The sequence below is a fragment of the Achromobacter sp. SD115 genome (genome assembly GCF_017355315.1).
Lineage (GTDB): Bacteria > Pseudomonadota > Gammaproteobacteria > Burkholderiales > Burkholderiaceae_B > Achromobacter > Achromobacter xylosoxidans_B.
In genome coordinates this window covers 229,918-254,052 of record NZ_JADIJM010000003.1, presented here as the reverse complement: position 1 = coordinate 254,052, position 24,135 = coordinate 229,918, and the positions used below count along the sequence as shown (strand labels likewise).

Sequence of the window (24,135 nt, the reverse complement as noted above, 5' to 3'; positions counted from 1 at the left end):
GTCATGCAGGCTTGTACGCCGACGCTTCCACTTCGATCAGCCATTCGGGCCGCGCCAGGGCCCGCACCACGACCAGGGTCGCGGCGGGGCGGGCCTCGCCCAGATAGGCCAGCCTGACCGGGCCGAGCAGCGGCAGCTGGCTTTCGTCGGTGATGTAGGTCACGACCTTGACCAGGTCGCCGGCATTCATCCCCGCGGCCTCCAGCATGGCCTGGATGTTGCGCCAGGCGGCATGGGCCTGGGCTTCGAAGCCTGCTGCGAGCTCGCCTTCGGACGATACTCCCACCTGGCCGGCAATGTGCAGCCAGCGCCCGGCGCCTTCGGTCAGCACGCCCTGGCTATAGGGACCCAGGGGGGCGCAGACGCCCGCGGGATTGAGTGGTTGGCCTGCCATGTGGACTCCTCGTGAAAGATCAGGCCCGGCCCGCGCCGGGCAGCAGCAGATCGAGCGTCTTGTTGAACAGCGGATAGCCGCCGCCGGCGAAATCGGTCAGCAGATCGAAATGGTTGCGTTGCGGCACCACCAGGTTTTCGACCTGGTAGCCGTGGCTGGCGCAATGCTGTGAAAAATCCCGGCTTTGCCCGCGAAAGCCCTCGGTTTCCAGGGCGCCGGCCGCGAACACCATGGGGACTTCGTAGAGCGAGGCGCGCTGGTACAGCCCCAGGTTGCGGGCTTCCGACACGCTCATATGGAGATCGCGGTTGATGGAAGTGCGCAGCAGCGGCTCCAGATCGAACAGCCCGCTCAGCCCGACGTAGCCGCGTATCCGGCCGGCCAGGGCGGGAACCAGGTCGCGGCACAAGGCCCTGGCGGCCATGTGCCCGCCCGCGGAATGGCCGGACAAGACGATGCGGCTGGCGTCGTAGCCGTGGCGCTCGCCCTGCGCGGTCAGCCAGGACACGGCCGTGCACGCCTCGTCGACGATGTCGGAGACGCTCGCATGTGGCGCCAGCGTGTAGTTGGGCAGCGCCACCGCCACGCCGCGCGCCAGGTACTCGTCGGCGATGAACGAAAAGCCGTGCTTGTCCAGGGCGCGCCAGTAACCGCCATGGATAAAGACCAGCAGCGGCGGCGCCGGCACATGCTCGGGCACGAACAGGTCCAGCACGCTGGAAGCCCGCTGGCCGAAGCGCAGGTCCAGGCGCGCCTCGGGCCGGCTGCGCGTGTCCGCGCTGCGGCGCGCATAGGTAAAGTAGATTTCCTCGCGTTCGGGATGCCGGGCGCGCAGGTTGTACTGCGCTTCCTGCTCCGGATCGATCGCCTGCTCCTGGGAAGAACACGTCATCGCTTCACCTGTCTCCTGTCAGGCGCCCAGGTAGGCAGCCTGTACCCGTGTATCGTCGCGCAGCGCCTGGGCGCTGCCCGAATACGCCACCCGGCCTTCCTGCAGCACGTAGCCGTAGTCCGCGGCGCTCAAGGTCAGCCTGGCGTTCTGTTCGGCGATGAACAGCGTCAGCCCTTCCTGCTTGAGCCGCCGCAGCGACAGGAAGATGTCCTTCACGACCAGGGGCGCGAGGCCCATGGAAGGTTCGTCCAGCATCAGCAGGCGCGGGCTGCTCATCAGCGCCCGGCCTATCGCAACCATCTGCTGTTCGCCGCCCGACAGCGTCCCCGCAGGCTGGCGCGCGCGTTCGGACAGCCGCGGGAACAGGTCCAGGACGAAGTCGAGATTGCGGCGGAACTCCGTCTGGCGGCGCTGCTTCAGCAGCTTGTAGCCGCCCATCTCCAGGTTTTCGCTGACCGACAGGGGCGCGAACACGCGCCGGCCTTCCGGCACCAGCACGATGCCGCGGTCGACGATGCGGTCCGCGGTCAGCGCCTCGATCGCTTCGCCTTCGAAGCGGACGCTGCCGCGCAGGGGCCGTAGCAGGCCGCTCAGGCTGCGCATGACCGTGGTCTTGCCGGCGCCGTTGGCGCCGAGCAGGCAGCCGATTTGCCCGGCGGGAATCTCCAGGCTGGTTTCGCGCAGCACGTCGCCCGCGCCATACGAGGCGCACAGGTTGGTGATCTCAAGCATCGGGCATGTCCTCCCCGAGATAGGCCTGCAGCACCAGGGGATCGGCGCGCACCGCGTCGGCCCGGCCTTCGGCGATCTTGCGGCCGTAGTTCAGCACCAGGATGTCGTCGCACAGCTGCATGACGAAGCTCATGTTGTGCTCGACCAGCAGCACGGTCACCCCGCTGGCGTTCACTTCGCGTATGACCTGCGCGACCTGCGCCACTTCGGCATGCGGCACGCCGGCGACGGGCTCGTCCAGCAGCAGCAGGGTGGGGTCGGCGGCCAGGGCGCGCGCGATTTCGAGGATCTTGGCCTGGCCGAAGCTCAGGTCCGCGGCCAGCACGTCGGCGTGGCGGGCCAGGTGCAGCTGCTCCAGCCGCTGCATCGCGATGTCGCGCATCTGCCGTTCGTCGCGGCGCTGCCGGGGCGTGCGCAGCATGCAGGCCCACAGGCCGGAGCCGAAGCGCGCATGGCAGCCCACCATGACGTTCTCCAGCACCGTCAGGTCCTTGAAGATCTGCAGGTTCTGGAAGGTGCGGGCGATGCCCAGCCTGACGCGCTGGTGCGGCGGCAGGCCGCGTACCGGGCGGCCGCGAAAGCACACCTCGCCGCGCCCTGGATGCAGCAGGCCGGCGACGATATTGAACAAGGTGCTCTTGCCCGCGCCGTTGGGGCCGATCAGGCCCTTGATCTGGCCTTGCTTCAGGTCGAAGGACAGGTCGGCAAGCGCGGCCAGTCCGCCGAAGTTGATGCCCAGGTCCCGCACCGACAGGAAATCGTGATCAGCCATGGCGCACCTTGCCCTTTGTCGCCGCCACCGGGGTAGCCGGCAAGCTTCTGGGACGGTGGCACAAGCGCTGCGCCATTCCCGCCAGTCCGCCAGGAAAGAACATCAGGACCAGGATCATGCCCAGCCCGAACAGCAGCAGTTCGACGTCATGGAAGGCGCGCAGCAATTCCGGTACGGCGGTATAGACCAGCGCGCCGAACAGCGGTCCCCAGTACTTGCCCCAGCCACCGACCGCGACCATGACCAGCAGCAGCACCGACGCCGAGAAGCTGAAGGTCTCCGGCGACGCGAACTGGTTGAAGTGCACGTAGAAAGTGCCAGCCAGGGCAGCCACCGCGGCGCAGAGCACGAAGATCGCCACCTTCAGCGCATAAGTATTGATGCCCAGGCTGGCCGCGCCGACCTCGCTGCCGGCCACGCTGATCATGGCGCGGCCGATGCGCGAGCGGGTCAGATTCAGGAAGCCCCACATCAGCAACAGGCCGGCGGCCCAGGCCAGGTAGAAGAAGCGGCGGTCGGTATCGAAGGCGTAGCCCGCGACCGTGATGGGCTCGACCCCCGACAGGCCGTTGGGGCCGCCGGTAAAGTCCACCAGCTCGACGAACAGCACCGACAGGATGGCGTTGAATCCCAACGTGGCCATCGCCAGGTAATGTCCGCGCAGCCGCAGCACGGGCAGGGCGATGAGCAGCGCCGCCGTGCTTGCGACCGCCAGCGCGGCTGGGATGCTGGCAAGCGCCGGAACGCCGTACTTGGCCGACAAGGCGCCGCTGACATAGGCGCCCAGGCCGAAGAAGCCGGCCTGGCACATGGAGATCTGTCCGCAGTAGCCCATCAGCAGGTTGAGGCTGGCGATCAGCATCAGGTTGATGCTGAACGTCACCGCCAGGCCCACGGCATAGCTGTTCGGCGCCACCAGCGGAAACAGCAGGAAAAGTCCCCACAGCGCCAGCAGGATGCGCAGGTCGCGGTGTCCGCCGTCCCCGTGCGGGTGGATTTCTGATTTCATCTTCACCCCCTTCAGACCTTGTTGATTTCGGCTTTGCCCAGCAAGCCCTGGGGACGGTAGAACAGCACCAGCAGCAACACGATGAAGGACAGCGCATCCTTGTACTGCGAGGAAATCAGGCCGCCTCCCAGCGCCTCGATCACGCCCAGCAGCAGGCCGCCGAGCAAGGCGCCCTGCAGGCTGCCCAACCCGCCCAGCATGGCTGCGCTGAAGCCCTTGAAGCCGAGCATGGTGCCGTGGTCATAGGAGGTGAAGGTCAGCGGCGCGATGATCACGCCGGCGATGCCGCCGGCCAGCGCCGCCAGCACGAAGGCCACAGTCACCGAACGCCGCACGTTGATGCCGACCAGGGCGGCGGCGTCGCGGTCGATGGCCGTGGCGCGCAGGGTCTTGCCCAGCAGCGTGCGCTCGAAGAAGAAGTGCGTCCCCAGCATGAAGACCAGCGCCACGCCCATCACCCAGAAGCTTTGCGGCGGAATCTGCGCGCCCGCCAGCGGCACGGGCGCGTCGCCGGAAAACGCGGGATAGCCCATGGGGGTCTTGCCCAGCCCCAGCATCACCAGGCTCTTGGTGCAGATGGCCAGGCCGATGCTCAGCAGCGTCACCAGCAGCGGCGCGGGCTTCTTCAGCGGATGGATCACCAGGCGTTCGGACAGGCCGCCCGCCAGGGCGACCAGGGCCACCGCCGCCAGACAGGACAGCCATAGCGGCAGTTCGGCCACCGCGTAGCAGGCCGCCGCCACCATGCCGCCCATCATCACCCATTCGCCCTGGGCGAAGTTGATGGCGTCGGTGCTCTTGAAAATGACGTTGAACCCCACCGCCACGATGGCGTAGATGCTGCCGGTGGTGATCCCGGCGACGAGCAGTTGGACGATTTGCGCGGACATATCCATGGCGGGGTTCCGTGCTGGCTCAGTTGGGCCGGCGCGCAGCCAGCGCGATGCCCGGCAGCTCGACGCCGAATTCGGCCAGGCGCCGCGTCACCGTTTCCAGGTACGACCACAGGATCTCGTATTCCTTGTCGGCGGATACGGCGCCCAGGCCGGCCGCGGCCGTCAGGGCGTTGGCCTGGCTTTCGGGACCATCGGGTTCGGCCAGCCAGGGGCAGTGATAGCCCCGCAGTTCGACCTCGTTCAGATAGCCCGACACGGCCCCGGCCACGGCGTTGCGGTCGGCGTCGGACCAGGCGGCGGCGCGTTCCGCGACGTAGAGCCAGCCGAAAGTAGCGTGGCGTTCCTTGGCCTGCACGCACTGCTCCAGGATGCGGCGCGCCACGGGCTCGCGGGCGTTCTCCAGGTAGGCCCGGAACAGTTCGAGTTCCAGTCCGTCTTCGACCGCCGCGTGCGCGGTGAAGAAGGCGTCGGCATGGCAGGCGGCGTCCAGCACCTGGCGGTGCCGGCATTGGTTGAAGATGGCTTCCTGCCGCGGGCTGGGCGGGCGGTTCAGGTAGCCGCCCAACAGCGTGGCGTAGCGGTGGAAGCACTCGATCTGCCAGGCTTCCTCGGTGTTGCGCACGGTGAGGAAGTACTTGGGATCGGATTCGCGGCCGCTCTCCAGGCACAGGCGCACCAGCAGTGCCGGCGTTTCGCTCAAGCCCGCGTATTCCACCCAGGCGCGGCGGCTCCAGGTCAGGCGGGCCGCGTCGCGGGTCCGGGCGTCGAGCGCGCCGATGTCGAAGCTGGCCCAGGGAATGTCGGTTTCGGGCGCCCAACGCTGCTGCTTGCCGGTTTCGTACAGTTCGCGGATCGAGGTGATGGACTGCTTGAGCGTCAGCGGGAAGCGGCGCTCAACGGGAATTCTGGTCGTGGCTGCGTTCATGACGGGTCCTTGGATTCAGAATTCGCCGATCTTCGGGTGATGCAGCAAGGGCAGGTGCACGCCCCAGGGCTCCATCTGGCGCCGCACGCGCTGCACCGTTTCCACGAACAGGGGCTTTTCCAGTTCCTCGACTGTGGAACCCAGGCCGGCTTCCCAGGTGACCCGGTCCACTTCCATCTCGGCGCGCGAGGCCGGGTTGTCGGGCGCCAGCCACGCGCTGTGGTAGCCGTTGAGCTCGACTTTTTCCATCATGTTGATCACGGCGTTCTCCACCACCTTGATCTCGGCGGGCGACATCTGCGGAATGCGGTGGTCGAGGAAGCGCCAGCCGAACGCGCAGTGCCGCACCTCGTCGCGCATGATGCGGGCGCAGATCTGCTTGGCGACGGGATCGCGAGTGATCTCCACCAGGTGGCGAAAGACGTCGAACGCGATTTCCTCTGCGGCGCAGACCAGCGCCGCAAGGATCGCCTCGACCGACACCTCGGGGTCGAGCGCCATCTTGCGCACGCCGTGGGTGGCGACCGAACCCTGGTACGCGGCCTGGGCCGGCTGCTCCATGTAGCCGCCCAGGGCTTCGGCCATGCGGTAGCAGGCCTCCGCGTGGCGGCTTTCTTCCTGCGAACGGATGGTGAAGAACAGCCGCAGGTCGGGTTCGCACTTGTCGTGGCAGAAGCGGATCTGCAAGGCAGGGCTTTCCGAAATGGCGCCGTACTCGCTCCAGGCGCGGCGGCTCCAGTACTGGCGGGCCGCATAGCGCTGTTCAGGCGTGTACTGCGAGGCATCGAACAGATGCCAATCGATGTCGGTGCGCGGGTCCCACTGCTTGACCGTCGCCAGGTGGTAGAGATCGCGGATCTTGGGAATCCGGGTGTCCAGGTCCAGCGGAAAGATGCTTTCCGGATCGTCCAGGATGGTACGCGGCTCGGCGCTTGCTACGTTCATGACTGCACTCCCAGGTTTGCCGCGCCGGCGGCGCGCGTGAGTGGAGGTTGCGGAGATGGACTGCTTACTTGTAGTCGGCCAGCCGGAATTGACCGTCCCGGTAGCCGAGCATGACGATGTCGTCCTTGTCCAGGCCGGAGTGGCGCTGGGGCGAGAAATTGAAGACCCCGCCCACGCCCTGGTAGCCGGTGATGGCGGTCAGCTGTTCGCGGGTCTTTTCCTTGTCGCCGCCGCTTTTTTCCAGGGCGGCGCGGGCCAGCATCATGGCGTCGTAGGTCTGGGCCACGAACTGGTTGGGCTTGCGCTTGTAGCGGGCCTCGAAGCGCTTGCTGAGGTCCACGATGCGGGTCTTGATGGGGTCGGCATCGGGCAGATCCTGGCCCACCGGGAACTTGACGCTGACCAGCAGGAGGTCCTTGACCGAGTCGCCGGCCAGCTTCATATAGCGCTGATCGACGAAGCCGTAGCTGTGCACCAGCGTGAGCTTGTCCAGGCCCAGTTGCTGCGCCTGCTTGATGAACACCACGCCGGCCGGGGTGACGGTCCAGCAGATGATGGCCTGCACCGACGCGTTTTTGATGCGCGTGAGCTGCGGGGTCAGGTCGGTGTCGGCGGGGTTGAAGGATTCGTAGGTGATGTCGATGCCGCGCTTGGCAGCCAGCCGCTTCATCTGCTCGACGGCGCTCTGGCCGAAGCCGCTGTTGTCGGCCAGCAGGGCGGCGCGCTTGATGCCTTTCTTGTCGAAGTAGTCCAGCACCCGGTCGATCACCTGGTCGTCGTCCACGGTGCTCTTGAACACGTACTTGCGTTCCGCCACCGGCATCACGATCTGCATCGAGCCTTCGGTGGAAATGAAGGGGGTGGCGGCCTTGTCGACCATCGGCACCATGGCCATGGCGATGCCGCTCATGTTGCCGCCGCCGACGATGATGTCCACCTTGTCCTGGGACAGCAGGCGCTTGGTGGCGTTGATCGCCTTGGCGGTCTGGCTTTCGGCGTCGTAGAACACCCATTCGACTTTCTTGCCGCCGATGCCGCCGGCGGCGTTGATGTCGTCGATGGCCATTTCCATGCCGGCCTTCATGTCTTCGCCGAGGAAGGCGGCGGGACCGGTCACGGACAGGATGGACCCGATCCGTACCGCGTCCTGCGCGCTGGCGGCGTGCATGCCCAGCATCAGCGCGGCGGCCGGCAGCGCGATGGCTGCGCGCCGCGAGAACTCCAGAAACGTCGTTATGCAAGTCATGGTGCTACTCCTGTACCTGATGCGGGATTTGGGGTGTGCAGCAACTTCCACGAACAGCGAAAACGTAGTCGGGCTTAGTCCCCTACGCCCGAGGGGTTGCGGAACTCGAGCGAGTCCGAGACCTGGTCCGTCTTGCCTGCGCCGTTCTGCAACGGCACGCGCACCGAGTACCGGACCTGGTCCGCGCGGTAGTGGGACAGGCCGGACATGACCGGCCGGTCCTGTTTGTCGAAATACACCAGGTGCCGCGTCAGCACCGGGTCTCCGGGCAGCAGGCTGAGGTAGTCGGCATGTTCGGCCTGCACCGCGCCGCCTTCGATCTTGAGGTTGCCGTAGGCCAGCTCGACCTGGCGGCCGATCAGTTCCAGCAAGGAACCGGCCTCGGCCTGGCGGGCGTCGATGTGCGGGATGCGGTCGACGCGCACATAGCGGTAGTCGATCGAAATCGGCACCTGCTGGACCGTGCGCAGGCGCAGAATGCTCCAGACCGGCGTGCCCGGCGCCACGTCCAGTTCGCGCGCCACGGCGTTGGAGGCGGGCTCCTGGGCGCAGTGCAGCACCCGCAGGCTGAGGGGGCGGCCGTGCGCCGACCATTGGTCAATGAAGTCCATGGCCGGGCTGAACTGCTCGTCGATCTTGGGGGCGCAGACGAAGGTGCCGGACCCGCGGACCCGCCGCAGGTAGCCCTCGTCCACCAGTTCCTGGATGGCTTGGCGCACCGTCATGCGGCTGACGTCGAATTGCTCGCTCAGCTCATGATCGGTGTGGAAGCGGTCGCTTTCCTGCTGCCAATTCAGGATCATCATCAGCACGCGCCGCTTGATCTGCACATAGAGCGGCAGAGGGGAGTCCCGGTCCAGCGCCACGGGGCTGGCGACGGGGGGCTCGCTGCGTACGTTCGTAAGAGTGGACATGACAGCTGGGTTCCGGGATATGTATATAGGATTTGTATATTTGTCTAGTTAACTAGACTTTATGATATATTGATTTCGAAAGTCAAGTACGGATTAGCGATATGAATATTTCTACGCTCGACCTTGCGTTGGCACTCGCGCCCCACAGCCTGGATGCCGTCCTGTCCTTTGATCAGCCCGCGTCGCTGGACCGGGCGGACGTGCTCATATGGGATCCCGCCGGGCTGTATCCGGTGCTGGAGGCCGCCTGCGAACGCACCGATCCGCCGGTGTTGGGCGTGGGCGCCTCGGAATGGCTGCTGGCCACCAGCCGCCACTGGCGCGAGCAGTTCAAACGCCTGCTGGGCGCGGGCGGCACGCTGGTCGTCCTGGTTCCCGCGCCGCGCACGGTGGGCGTGCATACCCTGCAAGACATCCTTCCCTACGATTGGTCCGAGCCTCTCCTGCCCAGGACGGTGAGCAGCCAGGCGATCGAGGGCGACGCCGCGCCACGGCAGGCGGGCGAGCCTTTCCGCACGCTCTTCACTGAAGCCGCGCGCTGTTTTCAGCCTGGCGCGACCTTGTCTGCGGCGCCGGGCGCGAGCATTCTGGAGACAGGGTCGGGCATGACGCTGGCCAGCTACGCCAGCGAACCGCCCGGCCGCCTGCTGCTGCTGCCGGCGCTGGCGCCGGGGTTGGCCCAGGAGGAGGCGGGCGCGGCGCTGTTCCTGCGGGAATTGCGCCGCTGCATAGAACGCCTGGGCCAGCGCAGCGGCGTGCGCCTGGCGGCGTGGCTGGATCTGCAACGCGGCGCGGCGGATGAGCAATTGCATGCCCGCCGCGCGCAGTGCCTGCGCGAACGCCATGCGCTCGACCTGGAGCTGCAGGAACTGGATCGCGCCATGGCCGAGCGGGATTTCTTCAAGCAGCTGCTTGCCGGCGAAGGCCTGGGAGCGGGGTTGGCGGCTGCGGAAGTCTTCCGCCGCAAGAACGTGCCGGTCCATGCGGATTGGGTCGAGAAAGACCTGCACATCGTCGAACTCGACCAGCGCAACGTGCTGCTCAAAGTGCGTCTGGCGGATGAACCGCTGGATGCCGCGGCGCTGCGCCGGCTGGAGCAAGCCCGCGCGCGGGTGACAGATTATTTTTCCAAGCCGACTTCCATCCTGGTGGCGGACTGCGCCGACAACGCCTTGCCGCCGTCGGTGCGCGCGCCGCGCCGGCAAGCGGTGTTGGAAGGCCTGGACGATGCCTATGTGCTGAACGGGCTGCACCTGTATGGCTGGCATCTGGAAACGTCCGGCGATAGCCCTGACCGCCTGCTGCGGCGCTTGATGCAGGCGGACGCGGACTTAATCGATTCCCTGCTGCGCGCCACGCTGCGCGGCCTGTCCCCGCAAGCCGCCGCCTGAAGGGCGCGGTGAGCGCTATGCCTCTGTGAGACTCCGATGCCCGCCGACACACCCGACCATCATGTCCTGGATATCGCACGCAACAGCGCCAACCACGTGGCGCTTACCCCGCTGACATTCATCGAGCGCGCGGCCAAGGTCTATCCGGAGCGCACCGCCATCGTCCACGGCGCGTTGCGCCAGAACTGGCGGCAGACCTACGCGCGCTGCCGCCAGCTGGCCAGCGGGCTGGCGCGCCTGGGCGTGCGGCCCGGCGATACGGTGGCCGTGATGGCGCCCAACATCCCGGCGCTGTACGAAGCCCATTTCGGCGTCGCCATGGCGGGCGCGGTGCTCAATGCCCTGAATACCCGGCTGGACGCGGAAACGCTGTCCTTCATCCTGGAGCACGGCGCAGCCACGGTGTTGCTGACGGACCGTGAGTACGCGCCGCTCATGGCGCAGGCGCTGGCCAAGACCAGCAGGCGGATCCGCGTGGTGGACATCGACGACCCCGAGTACGGCGGGCCGGGCGAGCTGATCGGGGAGATGAGCTACGAGGCGCTGCTGGCGTCGGGCGATGCGCAGGACGGATTTTCCTGGCCGGCGGACGAATGGCAGTCGCTGTGCCTGAACTACACCTCCGGCACCACCGGCAGCCCCAAGGGCGTGCTGTACCACCATCGCGGCGCTTACCTGAATGCGATGGGCAACGCCTTGGCCTGCGACATGCGCCAGCATGCCGTGTACCTCTGGACCTTGCCGATGTTCCATTGCAATGGCTGGAGCTTTCCCTGGACCATTGCGCTGCTGGCCGGAACCAACGTCTGCCTGCGGCGGGTCGAGGCCGGCGCCGTCTTCGATGCCATCCAGGCGCACGGGGTCGATTATTTCTGCGCCGCGCCGGTGGTGCTGGGCATGCTCATCAACAGTCCGCCGGAGATCAAGCGCCGCGCCGCGCGTCCGGTGCAGGCGCTTACGGGCGGCTCGCCGCCGCCGGCCGCCGTGATTGCGGCGATGGATGAACTGGGCATAGACGTGACGCATCTGTACGGCCTGACCGAGAGCTATGGCCCGTCGATCAGCTGCGCCTGGCACGAGGCCTGGAGCAACCTGCCGCTGCAAGAACAGGCCGCGCTCAAGGCCCGCATCGGCGTGCGCAAGCACACGATGGAGCAGGTCCGCGTGCTGGATCCCGCCACCCTGGACCCCGTGCCGCCGGACGGCGTTACCGTGGGCGAAATCATGATGCGCGGCAACACGCTGATGAAGGGATATCTGAAGAACCCCCAGGCGACCGCCGAGGCCTTCGCGGGCGGCTGGTTCCATACTGGCGATCTGGCCGTGGTGCACCCCGATGGCTACATGCAGATCAAGGACCGCGCCAAGGACATCGTCATCTCCGGCGGCGAGAACATCTCGACGGTAGAGGTCGAGGATGCCTTGTACGCGCACCCCGCCGTGCTGGAAGCGGCGGTGGTGGCGCGGCCCGACGCCAAATGGGGCGAGACGCCCTGCGCCTTCGTCACGCTGAAGGACGGCTGCGCCGCAAGCGCGGACGAATTGACCGGCTTCTGCCGATCCCGGCTGGCCGGCTTCAAGGTGCCGCGCACCTTCGTGTTCGGCCCGTTGCCCAAGACCGCCACGGGCAAGATCCAGAAGTACCTGCTGCGCGAACAGGCGCGGCAGCTATGAGTCCGCCGCTGCCGGCACGGCCCTAGGCGCGCGGCAGCAGGTCCAGCGCCTGCGCGTCGAAGCGGCGCAGGTTCGGGAACACCAGGCCCAGGTCCTCGCGGCCAGCGCCGAACCAGGCGCCCAGGGACGCTCCCAGCTGATCCACGGCCAGGGTGGGCAAGAGGCGGCCGTTGTCGACGAAGCCGGGGCCGTCCAGGGCGATTTCCGGATGGCTGCCGTAGTAGCGGCCACCCTGGACGGCGCCGCCCAGCACGAAGTGGTGCGAGCCCCAGCCATGGTCCGAGCCGTTGCCGTTGGAGCCCAGGGTGCGGCCGAATTCGGATGCGGTGAAGGTGGTCACCTGGTCGGCCACGCCTATCGCCGACAAGGCCTGCTGGAACGCGGCCAGGGCCTGGCCCAGCTCCTTCAGCAGGGCGGGGTGGGTGTCGTTGAGGCCCGCGTGGTTGTCATAGCCGTTCTGCGACACGAAGAAGACCTGGCGGCGCGCGCCCAGCGCCTGCCTGGCGGCGATGATGCGGGCGACGATCTTCAACTGCTGCGCGAGCGGCGATGAGAAATCGCCGGGCACGGCCACGTCCGCAAGCGCTGCGCGCAGGCGCGTGTCGGCGTCGATGGACTGCGCGGCGATGCGCGACATCTCGCGTTCCATCAGATGCGCGCGCGGCTGGGTGATCAGTTGGCGCAGCAAGGCGGTGCAGACGCTGGAGCCATACATGTCGCGGGTCAGCAGGTCTATCTGCGTGGAACCATGGATGCCCACGCGGTATCCGGCAATCTTGCGCCCGGCCAGCAGCACGCTGCTGCCGCCCGCGGTAATGCCCGTGAAGGTGCGTTGCGCGTTGGCATCGGCGTACAGGTCCGTCAGCCTTCCGGCCCAGCCCGATGCGGCGCCTTCCGGCGCCAGCGCCTGCCAGTACGACTGCTGGTCGTTGTGCGAGAACAGCTTGGGCGGCAGGGGCACGCGCGCGCCGATGTATTCCTGCTTGGACGTGGGCACCACCAGCGGGCCTATGTTCAGCAGCACCGCCATGTCGCCGCTTTCGTACAAGGGCTTGAGCGGCGCCAGCGACGGCGCCAGCGCGAACTGCACGCCGCCGGGTGCGGCCTCCTTGCCGCGCAGCGCGGTGGCCTGCAGGGCGTCGCGCGGCAGCGCGATGTCGGTACGCGCCTGGGCATACGCCTTGTATGAAGCCGCGTCGTAGGGCACCAGCGAGTTGTAGGGGTCGTTGCCGCCGTACAGGAACACGCAGACCAGCGCCTTGTAGGAAGAAGCTGGCGCCGATTGCGCGGCCGCCGCGCCCAGGGCCGCCAGGTTCAGCGCCAGCGGCGCGGCAGCCCCGGTGGCGCCCAGCGCGCAGGCGCGCAGCAGGAATTCGCGGCGGCTGGTCTGCGCATCGGAGCGGGAGGTCTTCATTTCTGCACCAGGTATTCGGGGCTGGCGGCCACCAGCATGATGGCGGCGCGCACGCGGTCGCGCGGCCGGCCCGCGGGGATCGTCGCCACGGCCTGCGCGATGGCGCCGGCGGTCTCGGCGGAGTAGGCGTCGCCCGCCAGCAGCAGCGCCACCCGAGCCACCAGCGCGGACGGATCCTGCGCCAGCGCGATCTCGGCGGTGTAGGGGGTCTGCAGATCCTCCCAGCCCCGGTCCACATAGATGGCCAGGAAGTTCAGGTAGCCGGCGATGCTGGTCTCGTCGGTGATCTGCAGTTCCGGCGCCACCAGGTGCTGGCGCGCCAGCTCGGTCACCGGCGGCACGTAGCGCGGCCGGAAGAAATTGAAGACGCTGGCCGAACGCATTGGACTCTGGGCCAGCCGGATCGTGTTGTCGGTGGTGTCCGGCATGGCCCAGACGCCGTTGTTGGAGGTGGCGCCGAACGCGCGCGCCCAGGCCGCAAAGCGCACGATGGGTTCGCGCACCTTGCCCCAGCCGGGCGCGGCCAGGTCGGGGTTGCGCGCCTCGGGGTCGAGCAGGACCGCGCGCACCACCGCCCTCAGGTTGCCACGCGCGCCGGCGCCATCGTCGTTGAAGGCGGCGGATACGCGTCCGACATAGGCGCGGCTGGGATTGCTGGTGACCAGCCGCTGGATCAGTTGCGTGCCGATGAAGGGCGCCACGTTGGGATGGGCGCAGATCACCTCCATGGCGCGCTTGAGCGACAGGTGGCCGTCGGTGCCCGCCGGCACCACCGCGCCCAGGAAGCGCTTTTCAGCCAGGGAATGCAGTCCGTTGTTCAGGGCCATGGGCCGGCGGTGGAACTCCACATCGGTTTCCGGGCCGTTGATGTCCCAGCCGGTGAAGACCTTGGCCAGGCCCTGCACGTCGGCATTGTCATAGGTTTCCACCGGCGCGCCGTTCGCCATCCTGACGGCGCCGTCCGGCTCCAGCTCCAGCAGGCCGATGCTGAACAGCTGCATGACCTCGCGGGCGTAGTTCTCGTCGGGATGGCGGCCGGTCTTGGGATCTTCCTTGCGGTTGCCGCGATAGGTCAGCATGCAGCCCATCGACAGGTTGCGGGTCACGGCCGTCAGCAGCTGCTGATAATTGCCCAGGGCATGCTCGGCCAGCAGGTCCATGAAGCCGGCCGCGCCGAACAGCGGCCAGGACGCGGTGATCGACGACACGCCCACCACGAAGATCTCGGACAGCGCGAACGCCACCCGCGTGCGCACCTGGTCCGGCGCGGCGATGAACTTGCGCCACAGCGTGGATTCCAGGGGGGCGTTGATGCCGTTGCCCTTGAACTCCTCGGTGTTCTTTTTTTGTTGCAGCAGCCAATCGAAGTGGGTCTGCGACGGCGGCATGGCCAGCTGGGCGTCCAGCCAGGCCGCGTAGCCGTCGCGCACCACGGCGTCGATGTCGGCGGGCGTGGGGCCGAACGTGGCCTGCGCCAGGAAGCGCGAGGCCTGGCCCGGGGTGGGCTTGCGGTGGGAGATATCGGCGGACTGCGGCGCAGCCGCTGACGGCGTAGCGGACATGCGCAGGCACCTCGTCGAATGCGAAAACCTACGGTACTGAAGCCCAGGGCGGGCTTCAATACCGTCATTCGGACGAGGGACTAGTCCAAAAGCATGGGATTCAGACCGAGCGCGTGATGCCGCCGTCGATGCGGATGTTCTGGCCGGTGATGTAGGACGATGCGTCGGAAGCCAGGAAGGCGATCAGGTCCGCGACCTCTTCGGCGGTGCCGTAGCGGCCCATCGGGATGCGAGTGCGGCGGTCTTCCTTTTCAGGCAGGCTGTCGATGAAGCCCGGCAGCACGTTGTTCATCCGCACATTGTGCTGGGCGTACTCGTCGGCGAACACCTTGGTGAAGGCGGCCAGCCCGGCGCGGAACACGCCGGAGGTGGGGAACAGCGCTTCCGGTTCAAAGGTGGCGTAGGTCGAAATATTGACGATGGCGCCGGATTTCTGCTGCTTCATCACCGGCGCGACCAGGCGCGCGATGCGCACCACGTTCAGCAGGTAGAACTCCATGCCCAGGTGCCAGTCCTCGTCGCTGATTTCCAGCAGCGGACCCTTGGGGCCGTGGCCGGCGCTGTTGACTACCGCGTCGATCCTGCCCCATTTCTGCAGGGTGGCGTCCACCAGCCGCGCCAGGTCTTCGGGCGAGCGGTTGGACCCTGTGATGCCCAGGCCGTCCAGTTCCTGCGCCAGGGCCTCGCCCTTGCCGGAGGAAGACAAGATGGCCACGCGCCAGCCGTCGGCCGCCAGTTTGCGCGCCGCCGCCGCGCCCATGCCGCTGCCGCCGGCGGTGACGATCGCCACTTTTTCCGTGCTCATGCTCACTCCTGGTCTTGAATTATTGGGGAGCGGCCATTGTAGAAGCGGGACCGACCCGCCACACCACATTGCCGACGTCGTCCGCCACCAGCAGGCCGCCCTGGCGGTCTATGGCCACCCCTACCGGCCGCCCCTGGGCTTCGCCGCTTTGGTTCAGGAAGCCCGTCAGCACGTCGCGCGCGGCGCCATCGGGCTTGCCGTCGCGGAAGGGCACGAAGATGACCTTATAGCCGCTGCGCGGATCGCGGTTCCAGGAACCGTGCTGGCCCACGAACATGCCATCGGTGTAGGGCGCGGGCAGCTTGGAGCCGCCCGACCAGGCCAACCCCAGCGAGGCCGTGTGCGGACCCAGCGCGTAATCGGGCACGATGGCGCGCGCCACCAGGTCCGGGCGCGGCGGCTGCACCCGGGTGTCGACGTGCTGGCCGAAGTAGCTGTAGGGCCAGCCGTAGAAGCCGCCGTCGCGCACCGAGGTCATGTAGTCGGGCACCAGGTCGCTGCCAAGCTCGTCGCGCTCGTTGACGGAGGTCCACAACGTCTTGCCGTCGGGCGCCCAGGCCATGCCCACCGGGTTGCGCAGGCCGGTGGCATACAGGCGCTTGTTGCCGCTGGCCACGTCGATCTCCCAGATCGCGGCGCGGCCCTCTTCGATGTCCATGCCGTTTTCGCCGACGTTGCTGTTGGAGCCTACCGACACATAGAGCTTGCTGCCGTCCGGGCTGGCCAGCAGGTTCTTGGTCCAGTGATGGTTGATGCCGGCCGGCAGGTCGGTGACCTTCACGCCAGCGGCGCTGATCCGCTGCTGCCCGGCCTCATAGGGGAAGCGGACCACGGCGTCGGCATTGGCCACGTAGAGCTGATTGCCGATCAGGGCCATGCCGAACGGCGAATTCAGGCCCGCGAGCAGCACGCTACGGGTGTCGGCGACGCCGTCGTGGTCGGTGTCGCGCAGCAGGGTGATGCGGTTGGCGCTGTCGGTCCTGGCGCCGGCGCGTTTCATGACCAGGCCGGCGACCCAGCCCTTGAATCCGCCCGAGGCCGATTCGGGCTTGGGCGGTGCATTGGTCTCGGCCACCAGCACGTCGCCGTTGGGCAGCACGTACAGCCAGCGCGGATGGTCCAGGCCGCTGGCGAACTCGATCACCGCCATGCCATCGGCGGCCATGGGATGCGCGCCGGCGGGCCAGCCCACGGCCTTGGCCGTCTTCACGGTGGGTATGGCGGTGGGATTGGGGGCGGGCAGCTGGGGCGACGGGCCCATGCCGGCCTCGACCGGTAGCGTGGCCATTTCGCCGCAGGCATTGAGGGTGGCGACGGCCATCGCGGCGGCCAGCAGAAGGCGTGGTGTGGGCATGATGCATGCTCCAGGGGCGGTGAGGTCCATCATACGCTTGGGCCCGCGCCGGTCCGGGGATGATCAGCGCATCTCGAACGCTTCCTGATGCCAGCGCACGTGTGCGCCGCCCAGCTTGCGCAGCCCGCGCCTGAGCGCATCCGCCAGGCCGGTGGGTCCGCAGAACCAGACGTCGGCGATGCGGCCCGCGGCCACCTCGCCCTGCGCCAGCGCGCCGGCCGTCAGCGTGTTGCCGTCACGCGCGCTGTGTATCGTCAGCGTCACACAGTCCAGCGCGGCGCAGCGCTCCCGCAGCAGCGGCACGAAGGGATCGGCCGCGGCGTCGCGCACGCAGTAATGCAACCACACGCGCCTCGGCTGTGCCTGGCCGGCCTGCAACGCTTCCAGCCACGCGAGGAAGGGGGTGACGCCTATGCCGCCCGCAACCCAGACCTGCGCGGCGCCAGCCGCGTCGGGCTCCAGCTGAAAGCGGCCATAGGGTCCTTCCACGGCGACATCCTGACCGATGCGCAGCGTGCGCGCCAGCGTGCGGGTGTAGTCGCCCAGGGCCTTGATCTGGAATGTCACGCGGTGCTCGCCAGGCACGGGGGCACTGGCGATCGTGTAGGGGTGGGCGCCTTCCTTGCGGTCGAAGGTGACGAAAGCAAATTGCCCCGCATGGTGATGCCGCCAATCGGCGTCGAGATCGCAGCTGACCTCCATGATGCCGTCCGGCTGGTGTGTCAGCGATACGATCTTTCCGCGCGCGCGGCGGCCGTGGCCAACGCGTCCCAGCAGCGCCACCAGCGCGGCATAGACGCCCGCGGCCAGCAGCGGAATCAGCAGCAGGCCCACGGGGCCGCTCCAGTAGTACGCCGGCGCCAGCGCCACGGTATGGAACACCAGCGCCAGGAACAGCAGCGGCATGACGCGGTGCAGGAGGCGCCAGGCCCGGTAGGGAAAGCGCCGCCACAGGGTGATCGCCAGCATGGCAAGCAGCAGGTAGATCGACCATTCGCCCAGGTCCTTGGCCACGCCGCGCGAGCCTTCGAAAAACGCCAGCACGACGTCGCGGGCGGGACGGTTGTCCGCGTCCGCCAGACCCTTCAAGGGGCCGCTGGCCAGCTTCAGCAACCAGTGCGCGGCGCCGGCGCCTACCGCGAGTATGCCGGCCCATTTGTGCAGCCGGTAGATCTTGTCCATGCCGCCCAGCGGCCGTTCCAGCCACGCCGGCCGCAAGGCCAGCAGCATGATCAAGGCCATCAGCCCGATGGACCAGACGCCCGTGAGGTACAGGCCTTGCTGCCGCGCGATCCAGTACCAGGCGCCCGCGGCGGGCGGCTGCAGGATCAGCGCGTCCAGGCCCCAGGCCAGGGCAAGGGCAAGCAGGAAGCCGCCGAGGGCGGCGCCGGTTCCTATCGGTTTCATGATGACATCCGTGTTGGGGCGCTCGGCCCGCCGGATGCGGGCGGAGCGTGGCAAGGCGCGATCGCGCCGGCGTTTCAGTCCTTGATCTTGCTGCGCAGGACGGCGCCGCTTTGAGCGTCGACCCGCAGCTTCACGCGCTGGCCTTGCGGGTTGTCGGCCTTGACGTCATAGCGGCCGTGTTCGAGCTCGATCTCGGTGATGTTGCGGTAGCCTGCGGCGGTCAGCATGTCGTAGACCTGGCGCACGGTCAGCGTCGCGCTGGCGGGCGCCGTGGCGGCGGGCTGGACCGGCGTTTGCGCCGGCGTCTGGGCATGCACGGCGGCCGCGCCGGTGAGGGTTGCGGCGCCAAGCGCCAGGGCGGCCAGGGTGTTGCGGATTGCGGTCATGGAATGGCTCCTTGGTTGTTGCGGGTTGCCGGAATGGCGACCATGACCGCATTATTCGGTTGTGCGGATGAACCAATTCTGAAGTGGCCGTTCACGTGCCGTTCATTTTTCCGGCGCTATAACTGGGCGGAGAATCGCCTCTCATGGCGGACCCTGAATTGCGAAAGAGACCATGACCCGAGGAACGCGTACCCGAATCTGGCTGTCCTGCGGCGCGCTGATGCTGGCGCTGGCTGTCGGCCCCAACGCGGGCCTGGCCGATGAAAATGACCATGAACAGGCGCGCCAGGCTTTGCAGGCCGGCAAGGTCCTGCCCCTGCGCTCGGTGCTGGACATCGTCGAGCGCGACTATCCCGGGCAGGTGGTCAAGGTCGAATTCGACGAAGACGACGGCGAGTTCATCTACGAGATCCGGCTGCTGCAAGGCGGCGGCCGGTTGGTCAAGCTGAAGATCGACGCGCGCGACGGCAAGGTGCTGGGCGTGAAGGGGCGCGACATCCAATTCCGGGACAAGCACTGATGCGCATACTCGTGGTCGAAGACGAACCCACCCTGGCCACGCAATTGGCCGACGCCTTGCGCCAGGCCGGATATACCGTCGATACCGCGGCCGATGGCGGGACGGCCCAATACATGGGCGCGGTCGAGACCTACGACGTGGTGGTGCTGGACCTGGGCCTGCCGGTCATGGACGGCCTGACCGTGCTCAAGCAATGGCGCGCCGGCGGCCAGGGCATGCCGGTGCTGATCCTGACGGCGCGCGACAACTGGCACGAGAAGGTCGCCGGCATCGATGCCGGCGCCGACGATTACCTGACCAAGCCTTTCCACATGGAAGAACTGCTGGCGCGGGTGCGGGCGCTGCTGCGCCGCTCCAGCAGCCACGCCAGCGCGCAATGGCGCTGCGGACCGCTGATGCTGGACACGCGCCTGGCCAAGGTCACGGTGGACGGCCAGGCGTTGTCCCTGACCAGCCACGAATTCAAGGTGCTGGCGGTGCTGATGCAGCGCGCGGGGGAAGTCATTTCGCGCAGCGAACTGACCGAGCATGTATACGCCCAGGACCACGACCGCGATTCCAACACCATCGACGTGTTCATCGGGCGGCTGCGCAAGAAGCTGCCGCCCGACACCATCGAAACCGTGCGCGGCCTGGGCTACCGCCTGGCCTGCGCCGCATGATGCCGCAAGGCGCGCGCGCACCCGGCTCGCTGCGCTGGCGCCTGCTGGCCGGCACGTTGGCCTGGATCCTGGTCACGGTGGTGTTGGCCGGCTGGGGGCTGGGCAGCCTGTTTCGCCAGCACATCACCGAGCAACTGCGCGCCGAACTGACGCTGCACCTGAACCAGCTGACCGCCGCGGTGAACGTCGGCCCGGACGGCCGCCTGGCGGTGTCGCCGCCCTTGAGCGACCCGCGGCTGGAGCAGCCGCTGTCCGGCCTGTACTGGCAGATCGACCGGCTCGACGAGCAGGGCCGCCCGGTGGCCGTGGGCGCGGCGCGCTCGCGTTCCCTTTGGGACCAGGTGCTGGCGCTGCCCGCCGCCGACAGCGCCGATGGCGTCTATGAAATCGCGGGACCGGAAAAGCACAGTCTCACCGCGCTGACGCGCATGCTGGAGCCGGCCGAGACCGAGGCCGCGCCGTTGCGCCTGATCGTGGCCGCCGACAGCCAGGTGCTGGCCGAGCCGATAGGGCGCTTCAACCATATGCTGCTGATTTCGCTGGGCGCGCTGGCGGCCGGATTGACCGTGGCGGCCGTGGTCCAGGTGATGGTGGGGTTGCGGCCGCTGGCAAGGCTCAGGCGGCAGCTGGCCCGGCAGCATGGCGGCGCGAGCGTGCGCATCGAAGGTAGTTTCCCCAGTGAAATCCAGCCCCTGGTCGACGATTTCAACCGCGCCCTGGCCGTCAACGCCGACATGGTGCAGCGCGCGCGCACGCAGGCCGGCAATCTGGCGCATGCGGTGAAGACGCCGCTGACGATCCTGGGCAATGCCGCGGCGCGCGAGGAAGGGCCGTTGGCGGCGCTGGTGCAGGAACAGGTCGGCATGGCGCGCCGCCAGATCGACTATCACCTGGCGCGCGCCCGCGCCGCCGCGGCGTCCGATGCGGCCGATAGCCGCACGCCCTTGCGCAAGCCCATCGAAGGGCTGTTGCGGGTCATGCAGCGCCTGTACGCGCAGCGCGGTTTGCAGCTGGAAATGCCCGCGTTTGCCGATGGCCTGGTGTTCCGCGGAGAAGAGCAGGACTTGCAGGAGATGGTCGGCAACCTGCTGGACAACGCCTGCAAGTGGGCCGAACGCCAGGTGCAGGTCAGCGCGCTTGCGGCGGGCCCAGGCCAGTTGCTGATCCAGATCGACGACGACGGTCCCGGCATTGCCGACGAGGAGCGCGAGCGCATCTTCCTGCGCGGTGTGCGCATGGACGAACAGCGCCCGGGATCGGGCCTGGGATTGGACATCGTGCGCGACCTGGCCACCACGTATGGCGGGCAGGTGCGGGCCGAGCGCTCGCCGTTGGGCGGCTTGAGAGTGTCGCTGTGGCTGCCGGCCGCCTGAGGCCGGCGCACGGATTTACTTGACCAGCGTGACCGGCGCTTCGGCCAGTTGCAGCACCTGATTGGCGACCGAGCCGATCAGGATGTTCGCTAGTGTGCCGTTGCCGCGCGTGCCCATCACGATGCGTGCGCAGTTGTGGTCTTGCGCGTAGCCGGCGATTTCCGTCGCCGCATGGCCGAATGCGACGTGGCTGGTGTAGTCGGCGCCGGTCACGTCCAGCAGCTTGCGCGCCTCGTCCGTGGCCTCCTGGCCTTCGCGCAGGTAGAACTCGTCGATCATGTCCTGCGTGATCAGGCGCGACAGGCCGGCCCGGCCTTGCACGGGCGTCTGGACGTTGAGCAGATGGATGCGCGCGGCGCCGGCGCCTTGGGCCAGCTGGCGGGCATACAGGACGGCGCGGTTGGCGTTGTCGGAGCCGTCTACAGGGACCAGGATGTTCAGCATGGATGCTCCTTGACGGTTACTTGACCAGAGTGACGGGCAACTCCGTCAGATGCAGGACGCGTGTTGCGACCGAACCCAGGAACCAGGACGACACCGAGCCCAGCCCGCGCGAGCCCATGTAGATCTCGTCGGCGCCGGATTCGTCGGCCACGCGCACGATGGTCTCGGCCGCCGCGCCTACTTCGACGCGGGCCTGGAAGGGCACGCCGGCCTGGGTCAGCAGGTCGCTGGCGGCCTGCAGCGCGTGGCGGCCTTCTTCCTCGTGGTAGGCGTCGATCTCGGCCTGCGACAGGCCGCGGCCGATCTTGCCCGACTTCAGGGGGATCTGGACCGTGAGCAGTTCCACGCGTTCGACGGGGTCGTAGCCGCGGGCGTCGAGCAGGGCTTGGACCGCATGGACGGCGGGCTGCGAACCGTCCACGGGGATCAGGATGCGTTTCATGGGCGTCTCCTTGTGCGCGCCGCGGGCGGCGTTGTAGTCCACTGTATCCGAATTATTCGCCGAATCGGACAAGCGCGACATGCGCGGGATCAAACCGGGCGCAATCAGCGCGCAATCGGGGTCCGCTGGGCGCGCGGTCGACGCGTCATCAACGCCAGCGCGGCTCCAAAGTATGTGCGGCGGGCGCTTGTCCGAGCAGGCGTGGGGCCAGCGCGCTCAGCGCCTCGGCCGAGCCGCTGGTCTCCAGACGCAGGTCGCCCGGGCCGTCGGCGCGCAGCAGGCTGCGTTCCTGGAGCTGGTGACGCAGCCAGCGCGCCACGGGCGCACCGGTTTCCAGCAGCGGCACGCCGGGGCCGGCAGCCGCCTGGATCGCGTCGCGCAGGAAAGGAAAGTGGGTGCAGCCCAGCACCAGCACATCGGCGCCGGCTTCGCGCAGCTCCGCCACGGGAGCGCGCACCGCGGCCTCGGCCTCGGGGCCGCTGAGCACGCCTTGTTCCACCAGCCGCACCCATTCGGGGCAGGGCCTGAACAGGATGCGGACTTCGGGGGCCTGGCGCTGGACCAGCGCCGCGAATTTGGGGCTGGCCAGGGTGCCGGTGGTGGCGAACACGCCGACCACGCCGCTCGTGGTCAGGTGCGCGGCGGGCTTGATGGCGGGTTCCACGCCGATGATGATCAGTTGCGGATGGCGCTGGCGCAGTTGGGCGATGGCCGCCGCGGTCGCGGTGTTGCAAGCCACCACCATGGCCTTGGCCTGGCGCGACACGAAGTAATCGGCGATGGTGCTGGCGCGCTGCTCGACGTAGTCCTGGGTCTTTTCGCCGTAGGGCACGTGGGCCGAGTCGGCCACGTACAGCAGGTATTCGTGGGGCAGCGCGTCGCGGATGGCGCGCAGCACGCTCAGTCCGCCGACGCCGGAATCGTAGATGCCTATGGGGGATTCTGAAAACATGGCTGCAATGCAGAGTGCGGGTGCGGGGCAGTGTAGCGCCGCGTGCTCAGGCCAGCGATTCCTCCCGCTGCCGGCGGGCCTCGTCGATCAGCTTGCGGGTCGCGCCCGACAGGGATTCGTCGCGCCAGATGAGGTTGAGCGGCGCGCGCAGCTCCGCGGGCTGGGTCAGGTTGACGTAGACCACGCCTTCGATGTTCACGCGGCGCAGCGACGCCGGCACCAGCGACACGCCCAGGCCTGCCGCCACCAGGCTCAGGGTGGACAGCATGCGCGGCGCTTCCTGGGCCACACGGGGGCTGAAGCCGGCGGCGCCGCAGGCGGCGATGATGGCGTCATACAGCCCTGGCCCGCTATGGCGGCGATAGAGGATCAAGGATTCGTCGGCCAGTTCGGACAGCGCGATGCGCTTGCGCGACCGGCCCTTGACAGCCGGGTGATCGGCGGGAAAGGCGGCCAGCATCGGTTCCTCCAGCACGGTTTCCACCACCACGCCGGGACCCAGGCCATAGGGGCCGCGGATGAACGCCGCGTCCACGCGGCCCGCGCCGACAGCCTCCATCAGTTCACCGGTGCTGCTTTCCTCCAACACCAGCCTCACGTTGGGCGCGGCCTCGCGGAAACGCCGGATGACGGACGGCACGAAGGGGTGGAAGGCGGCCGATCCGGTGAAGCCCACGGTCAGGCGTCCGGCCTCGCCCAGCGATACGCGGCGCACGCCTTCGACGGCCTGGTCCACCAGGGCCACGATGTTGCGCGCGTCGTCCAGCAGCGCGCGGCCGCTTTCGGTCAGCTCCATGCCGCGCGGCAGGCGGTGGAACAGCGTTACGCCCAATTCCTGCTCCAGCACTCGGATCTGCTGGCTCAGCGGCGGCTGGCGTATGCCCAGCCGCGCCGCGGCCTTGGTCAGGTGGGATTCCTCGGCCACGGCCAGGAAGTAGCGCAACAGCCTCAAGTCTACGGATGCCATATTCAACCGATATGAATATATAGATAGTCATATATTAGACATTATCCAGGGCGAAGA

The 24,135-nt window shown here is 67.9% G+C and carries 25 protein-coding genes; 5 read left to right on the top strand and 20 right to left on the bottom strand.

The window, feature by feature from the left end; genetic code table 11:
• Window position 1: 1 nt before the first annotated feature.
• From IPU70_RS05870 to IPU70_RS05825, 10 genes are all read right to left on the bottom strand, one after another.
• Entirely contained in the window at window positions 2-394 is a 393-nt protein-coding gene (locus tag IPU70_RS05870) for a RidA family protein (protein WP_013395826.1), read from the bottom strand.
• A gap of 19 nt (window positions 395-413) precedes the next feature.
• A complete protein-coding gene (locus IPU70_RS05865; RefSeq protein ID WP_207465700.1) occupies window positions 414-1,286 on the bottom strand; it encodes an alpha/beta hydrolase in 873 nt (290 codons plus the stop codon).
• An 18-nt stretch (window positions 1,287-1,304) separates the two neighbouring features.
• Complete coding sequence (locus IPU70_RS05860) at window positions 1,305-2,018, bottom strand: ABC transporter ATP-binding protein (protein WP_207465698.1); 714 nt, start codon at window positions 2,016-2,018, stop codon at window positions 1,305-1,307.
• Window positions 2,011-2,790, bottom strand: a complete 780-nt coding sequence (locus tag IPU70_RS05855; RefSeq protein WP_013395823.1) for an ABC transporter ATP-binding protein — start codon at window positions 2,788-2,790, stop codon at window positions 2,011-2,013. The genes IPU70_RS05860 and IPU70_RS05855 overlap by 8 nt, the downstream gene beginning before the upstream one ends.
• Window positions 2,783-3,799, bottom strand: a complete 1,017-nt coding sequence (locus IPU70_RS05850) for a branched-chain amino acid ABC transporter permease (protein WP_207465696.1) — start codon at window positions 3,797-3,799, stop codon at window positions 2,783-2,785. Before IPU70_RS05850 ends, IPU70_RS05855 begins: the two co-directional genes overlap by 8 nt.
• Before the next feature lie 11 nt (window positions 3,800-3,810).
• On the bottom strand, window positions 3,811-4,695 hold the full coding sequence (locus IPU70_RS05845; RefSeq protein ID WP_013395821.1) for a branched-chain amino acid ABC transporter permease: 885 nt from the start codon (window positions 4,693-4,695) through the stop codon (window positions 3,811-3,813).
• Window positions 4,696-4,714: 19 nt separating this feature from the next.
• Window positions 4,715-5,620, bottom strand: coding sequence for a hypothetical protein (locus IPU70_RS05840; RefSeq protein WP_207465694.1), 906 nt, complete (start codon window positions 5,618-5,620; stop codon window positions 4,715-4,717).
• A gap of 15 nt (window positions 5,621-5,635) precedes the next feature.
• Window positions 5,636-6,565, bottom strand: a complete 930-nt coding sequence (locus IPU70_RS05835) for a ferritin-like domain-containing protein (RefSeq protein WP_207465692.1) — start codon at window positions 6,563-6,565, stop codon at window positions 5,636-5,638.
• A 64-nt stretch (window positions 6,566-6,629) separates the two neighbouring features.
• Window positions 6,630-7,811, bottom strand: coding sequence for an ABC transporter substrate-binding protein (locus IPU70_RS05830; protein WP_207465689.1), 1,182 nt, complete (start codon window positions 7,809-7,811; stop codon window positions 6,630-6,632).
• A 74-nt stretch (window positions 7,812-7,885) separates the two neighbouring features.
• Window positions 7,886-8,725, bottom strand: coding sequence for a GntR family transcriptional regulator (locus IPU70_RS05825; RefSeq protein WP_207465688.1), 840 nt, complete (start codon window positions 8,723-8,725; stop codon window positions 7,886-7,888).
• 101 nt (window positions 8,726-8,826) lie between these two features.
• On the opposite strand from IPU70_RS05825, the gene IPU70_RS05820 reads away from it, so the two are divergent.
• Together IPU70_RS05820 and IPU70_RS05815 are read left to right on the top strand one after the other, a co-directional pair.
• On the top strand, window positions 8,827-10,116 hold the full coding sequence (locus IPU70_RS05820; RefSeq protein WP_207465685.1) for a hypothetical protein: 1,290 nt from the start codon (window positions 8,827-8,829) through the stop codon (window positions 10,114-10,116).
• A gap of 36 nt (window positions 10,117-10,152) precedes the next feature.
• The gene (locus IPU70_RS05815; protein ID WP_207465684.1) at window positions 10,153-11,790 is read left to right on the top strand and encodes an acyl-CoA synthetase; all 1,638 of its coding nucleotides are present in this window, start codon (window positions 10,153-10,155) and stop codon (window positions 11,788-11,790) included.
• 22 nt (window positions 11,791-11,812) lie between these two features.
• Here IPU70_RS05815 and IPU70_RS05810 read toward each other — a convergent pair whose 3' ends face one another.
• From IPU70_RS05810 to IPU70_RS05785, 6 genes are all read right to left on the bottom strand, one after another.
• The gene (locus tag IPU70_RS05810; RefSeq protein ID WP_207465682.1) at window positions 11,813-13,204 is read right to left on the bottom strand and encodes a DUF1501 domain-containing protein; all 1,392 of its coding nucleotides are present in this window, start codon (window positions 13,202-13,204) and stop codon (window positions 11,813-11,815) included.
• Window positions 13,201-14,766, bottom strand: a complete 1,566-nt coding sequence (locus tag IPU70_RS05805; RefSeq protein WP_207465680.1) for a DUF1800 family protein — start codon at window positions 14,764-14,766, stop codon at window positions 13,201-13,203. The genes IPU70_RS05810 and IPU70_RS05805 overlap by 4 nt, the downstream gene beginning before the upstream one ends.
• 100 nt (window positions 14,767-14,866) lie before the next feature.
• Window positions 14,867-15,571, bottom strand: a complete 705-nt coding sequence (locus IPU70_RS05800) for an SDR family oxidoreductase (protein ID WP_207465678.1) — start codon at window positions 15,569-15,571, stop codon at window positions 14,867-14,869.
• A 19-nt stretch (window positions 15,572-15,590) separates the two neighbouring features.
• On the bottom strand, window positions 15,591-16,925 hold the full coding sequence (locus IPU70_RS05795) for a sorbosone dehydrogenase family protein (protein ID WP_207465676.1): 1,335 nt from the start codon (window positions 16,923-16,925) through the stop codon (window positions 15,591-15,593).
• Window positions 16,926-16,988: 63 nt separating this feature from the next.
• Window positions 16,989-18,332 (bottom strand): ferric reductase-like transmembrane domain-containing protein, encoded by a 1,344-nt coding sequence (locus IPU70_RS05790; RefSeq protein ID WP_207465674.1) that lies wholly within the window; start codon window positions 18,330-18,332, stop codon window positions 16,989-16,991.
• A gap of 74 nt (window positions 18,333-18,406) precedes the next feature.
• Window positions 18,407-18,718, bottom strand: a complete 312-nt coding sequence (locus tag IPU70_RS05785; RefSeq protein ID WP_207465672.1) for a PepSY domain-containing protein — start codon at window positions 18,716-18,718, stop codon at window positions 18,407-18,409.
• 172 nt (window positions 18,719-18,890) lie between these two features.
• On the opposite strand from IPU70_RS05785, the gene IPU70_RS05780 reads away from it, so the two are divergent.
• From IPU70_RS05780 to IPU70_RS05770, 3 genes are read left to right on the top strand one after another with little or no spacing between them, the layout of a single operon-like run.
• Entirely contained in the window at window positions 18,891-19,238 is a 348-nt protein-coding gene (locus IPU70_RS05780; RefSeq protein ID WP_207465670.1) for a PepSY domain-containing protein, read from the top strand.
• Complete coding sequence (locus IPU70_RS05775) at window positions 19,238-19,900, top strand: response regulator transcription factor (protein WP_013395807.1); 663 nt, start codon at window positions 19,238-19,240, stop codon at window positions 19,898-19,900. The genes IPU70_RS05780 and IPU70_RS05775 overlap by 1 nt, the downstream gene beginning before the upstream one ends.
• On the top strand, window positions 19,897-21,273 hold the full coding sequence (locus IPU70_RS05770; protein ID WP_207465668.1) for a sensor histidine kinase: 1,377 nt from the start codon (window positions 19,897-19,899) through the stop codon (window positions 21,271-21,273). The genes IPU70_RS05775 and IPU70_RS05770 overlap by 4 nt, the downstream gene beginning before the upstream one ends.
• 15 nt (window positions 21,274-21,288) lie before the next feature.
• Here the strand turns inward: IPU70_RS05770 and IPU70_RS05765 are convergent, their stop codons facing one another.
• The 4 genes from IPU70_RS05765 to IPU70_RS05750 form a co-directional block, all read right to left on the bottom strand.
• Window positions 21,289-21,717, bottom strand: coding sequence for a universal stress protein (locus IPU70_RS05765; protein ID WP_013395805.1), 429 nt, complete (start codon window positions 21,715-21,717; stop codon window positions 21,289-21,291).
• Window positions 21,718-21,733: 16 nt separating this feature from the next.
• Window positions 21,734-22,159, bottom strand: coding sequence for a universal stress protein (locus IPU70_RS05760; RefSeq protein WP_041656145.1), 426 nt, complete (start codon window positions 22,157-22,159; stop codon window positions 21,734-21,736).
• 148 nt (window positions 22,160-22,307) lie between these two features.
• The gene (murI, locus tag IPU70_RS05755) at window positions 22,308-23,111 is read right to left on the bottom strand and encodes a glutamate racemase (protein ID WP_207465667.1); all 804 of its coding nucleotides are present in this window, start codon (window positions 23,109-23,111) and stop codon (window positions 22,308-22,310) included.
• Window positions 23,112-23,157: 46 nt separating this feature from the next.
• Window positions 23,158-24,078: a LysR substrate-binding domain-containing protein gene (locus IPU70_RS05750; RefSeq protein ID WP_207465666.1), complete on the bottom strand. Its 921-nt coding sequence runs from the start codon at window positions 24,076-24,078 to the stop codon at window positions 23,158-23,160.
• Window positions 24,079-24,135 lie beyond the last annotated feature (57 nt).

Bases quoted from the DNA above. Each gene is read 5' to 3' on its own strand.
- IPU70_RS05870 (WP_013395826.1), bottom strand. From the start codon at position 394: ATGGCAGGCCAACCACTCAATCCCGCGGGCGTCTGCGCCCCCCTGGGT.
- IPU70_RS05865 (WP_207465700.1), bottom strand. From the start codon at position 1,286: ATGACGTGTTCTTCCCAGGAGCAGGCGATCGATCCGGAGCAGGAAGCG.
- IPU70_RS05860 (WP_207465698.1), bottom strand. From the start codon at position 2,018: ATGCTTGAGATCACCAACCTGTGCGCCTCGTATGGCGCGGGCGACGTG.
- IPU70_RS05855 (WP_013395823.1), bottom strand. From the start codon at position 2,790: ATGGCTGATCACGATTTCCTGTCGGTGCGGGACCTGGGCATCAACTTC.
- IPU70_RS05850 (WP_207465696.1), bottom strand. From the start codon at position 3,799: ATGAAATCAGAAATCCACCCGCACGGGGACGGCGGACACCGCGACCTG.
- IPU70_RS05845 (WP_013395821.1), bottom strand. From the start codon at position 4,695: ATGGATATGTCCGCGCAAATCGTCCAACTGCTCGTCGCCGGGATCACC.
- IPU70_RS05840 (WP_207465694.1), bottom strand. From the start codon at position 5,620: ATGAACGCAGCCACGACCAGAATTCCCGTTGAGCGCCGCTTCCCGCTG.
- IPU70_RS05835 (WP_207465692.1), bottom strand. From the start codon at position 6,565: ATGAACGTAGCAAGCGCCGAGCCGCGTACCATCCTGGACGATCCGGAA.
- IPU70_RS05830 (WP_207465689.1), bottom strand. From the start codon at position 7,811: ATGACTTGCATAACGACGTTTCTGGAGTTCTCGCGGCGCGCAGCCATC.
- IPU70_RS05825 (WP_207465688.1), bottom strand. From the start codon at position 8,725: ATGTCCACTCTTACGAACGTACGCAGCGAGCCCCCCGTCGCCAGCCCC.
- IPU70_RS05820 (WP_207465685.1), top strand. From the start codon at position 8,827: ATGAATATTTCTACGCTCGACCTTGCGTTGGCACTCGCGCCCCACAGC.
- IPU70_RS05815 (WP_207465684.1), top strand. From the start codon at position 10,153: ATGCCCGCCGACACACCCGACCATCATGTCCTGGATATCGCACGCAAC.
- IPU70_RS05810 (WP_207465682.1), bottom strand. From the start codon at position 13,204: ATGAAGACCTCCCGCTCCGATGCGCAGACCAGCCGCCGCGAATTCCTG.
- IPU70_RS05805 (WP_207465680.1), bottom strand. From the start codon at position 14,766: ATGTCCGCTACGCCGTCAGCGGCTGCGCCGCAGTCCGCCGATATCTCC.
- IPU70_RS05800 (WP_207465678.1), bottom strand. From the start codon at position 15,571: ATGAGCACGGAAAAAGTGGCGATCGTCACCGCCGGCGGCAGCGGCATG.
- IPU70_RS05795 (WP_207465676.1), bottom strand. From the start codon at position 16,925: ATGCCCACACCACGCCTTCTGCTGGCCGCCGCGATGGCCGTCGCCACC.
- IPU70_RS05790 (WP_207465674.1), bottom strand. From the start codon at position 18,332: ATGAAACCGATAGGAACCGGCGCCGCCCTCGGCGGCTTCCTGCTTGCC.
- IPU70_RS05785 (WP_207465672.1), bottom strand. From the start codon at position 18,718: ATGACCGCAATCCGCAACACCCTGGCCGCCCTGGCGCTTGGCGCCGCA.
- IPU70_RS05780 (WP_207465670.1), top strand. From the start codon at position 18,891: ATGACCCGAGGAACGCGTACCCGAATCTGGCTGTCCTGCGGCGCGCTG.
- IPU70_RS05775 (WP_013395807.1), top strand. From the start codon at position 19,238: ATGCGCATACTCGTGGTCGAAGACGAACCCACCCTGGCCACGCAATTG.
- IPU70_RS05770 (WP_207465668.1), top strand. From the start codon at position 19,897: ATGATGCCGCAAGGCGCGCGCGCACCCGGCTCGCTGCGCTGGCGCCTG.
- IPU70_RS05765 (WP_013395805.1), bottom strand. From the start codon at position 21,717: ATGCTGAACATCCTGGTCCCTGTAGACGGCTCCGACAACGCCAACCGC.
- IPU70_RS05760 (WP_041656145.1), bottom strand. From the start codon at position 22,159: ATGAAACGCATCCTGATCCCCGTGGACGGTTCGCAGCCCGCCGTCCAT.
- murI (WP_207465667.1), bottom strand. From the start codon at position 23,111: ATGTTTTCAGAATCCCCCATAGGCATCTACGATTCCGGCGTCGGCGGA.
- IPU70_RS05750 (WP_207465666.1), bottom strand. From the start codon at position 24,078: ATGGCATCCGTAGACTTGAGGCTGTTGCGCTACTTCCTGGCCGTGGCC.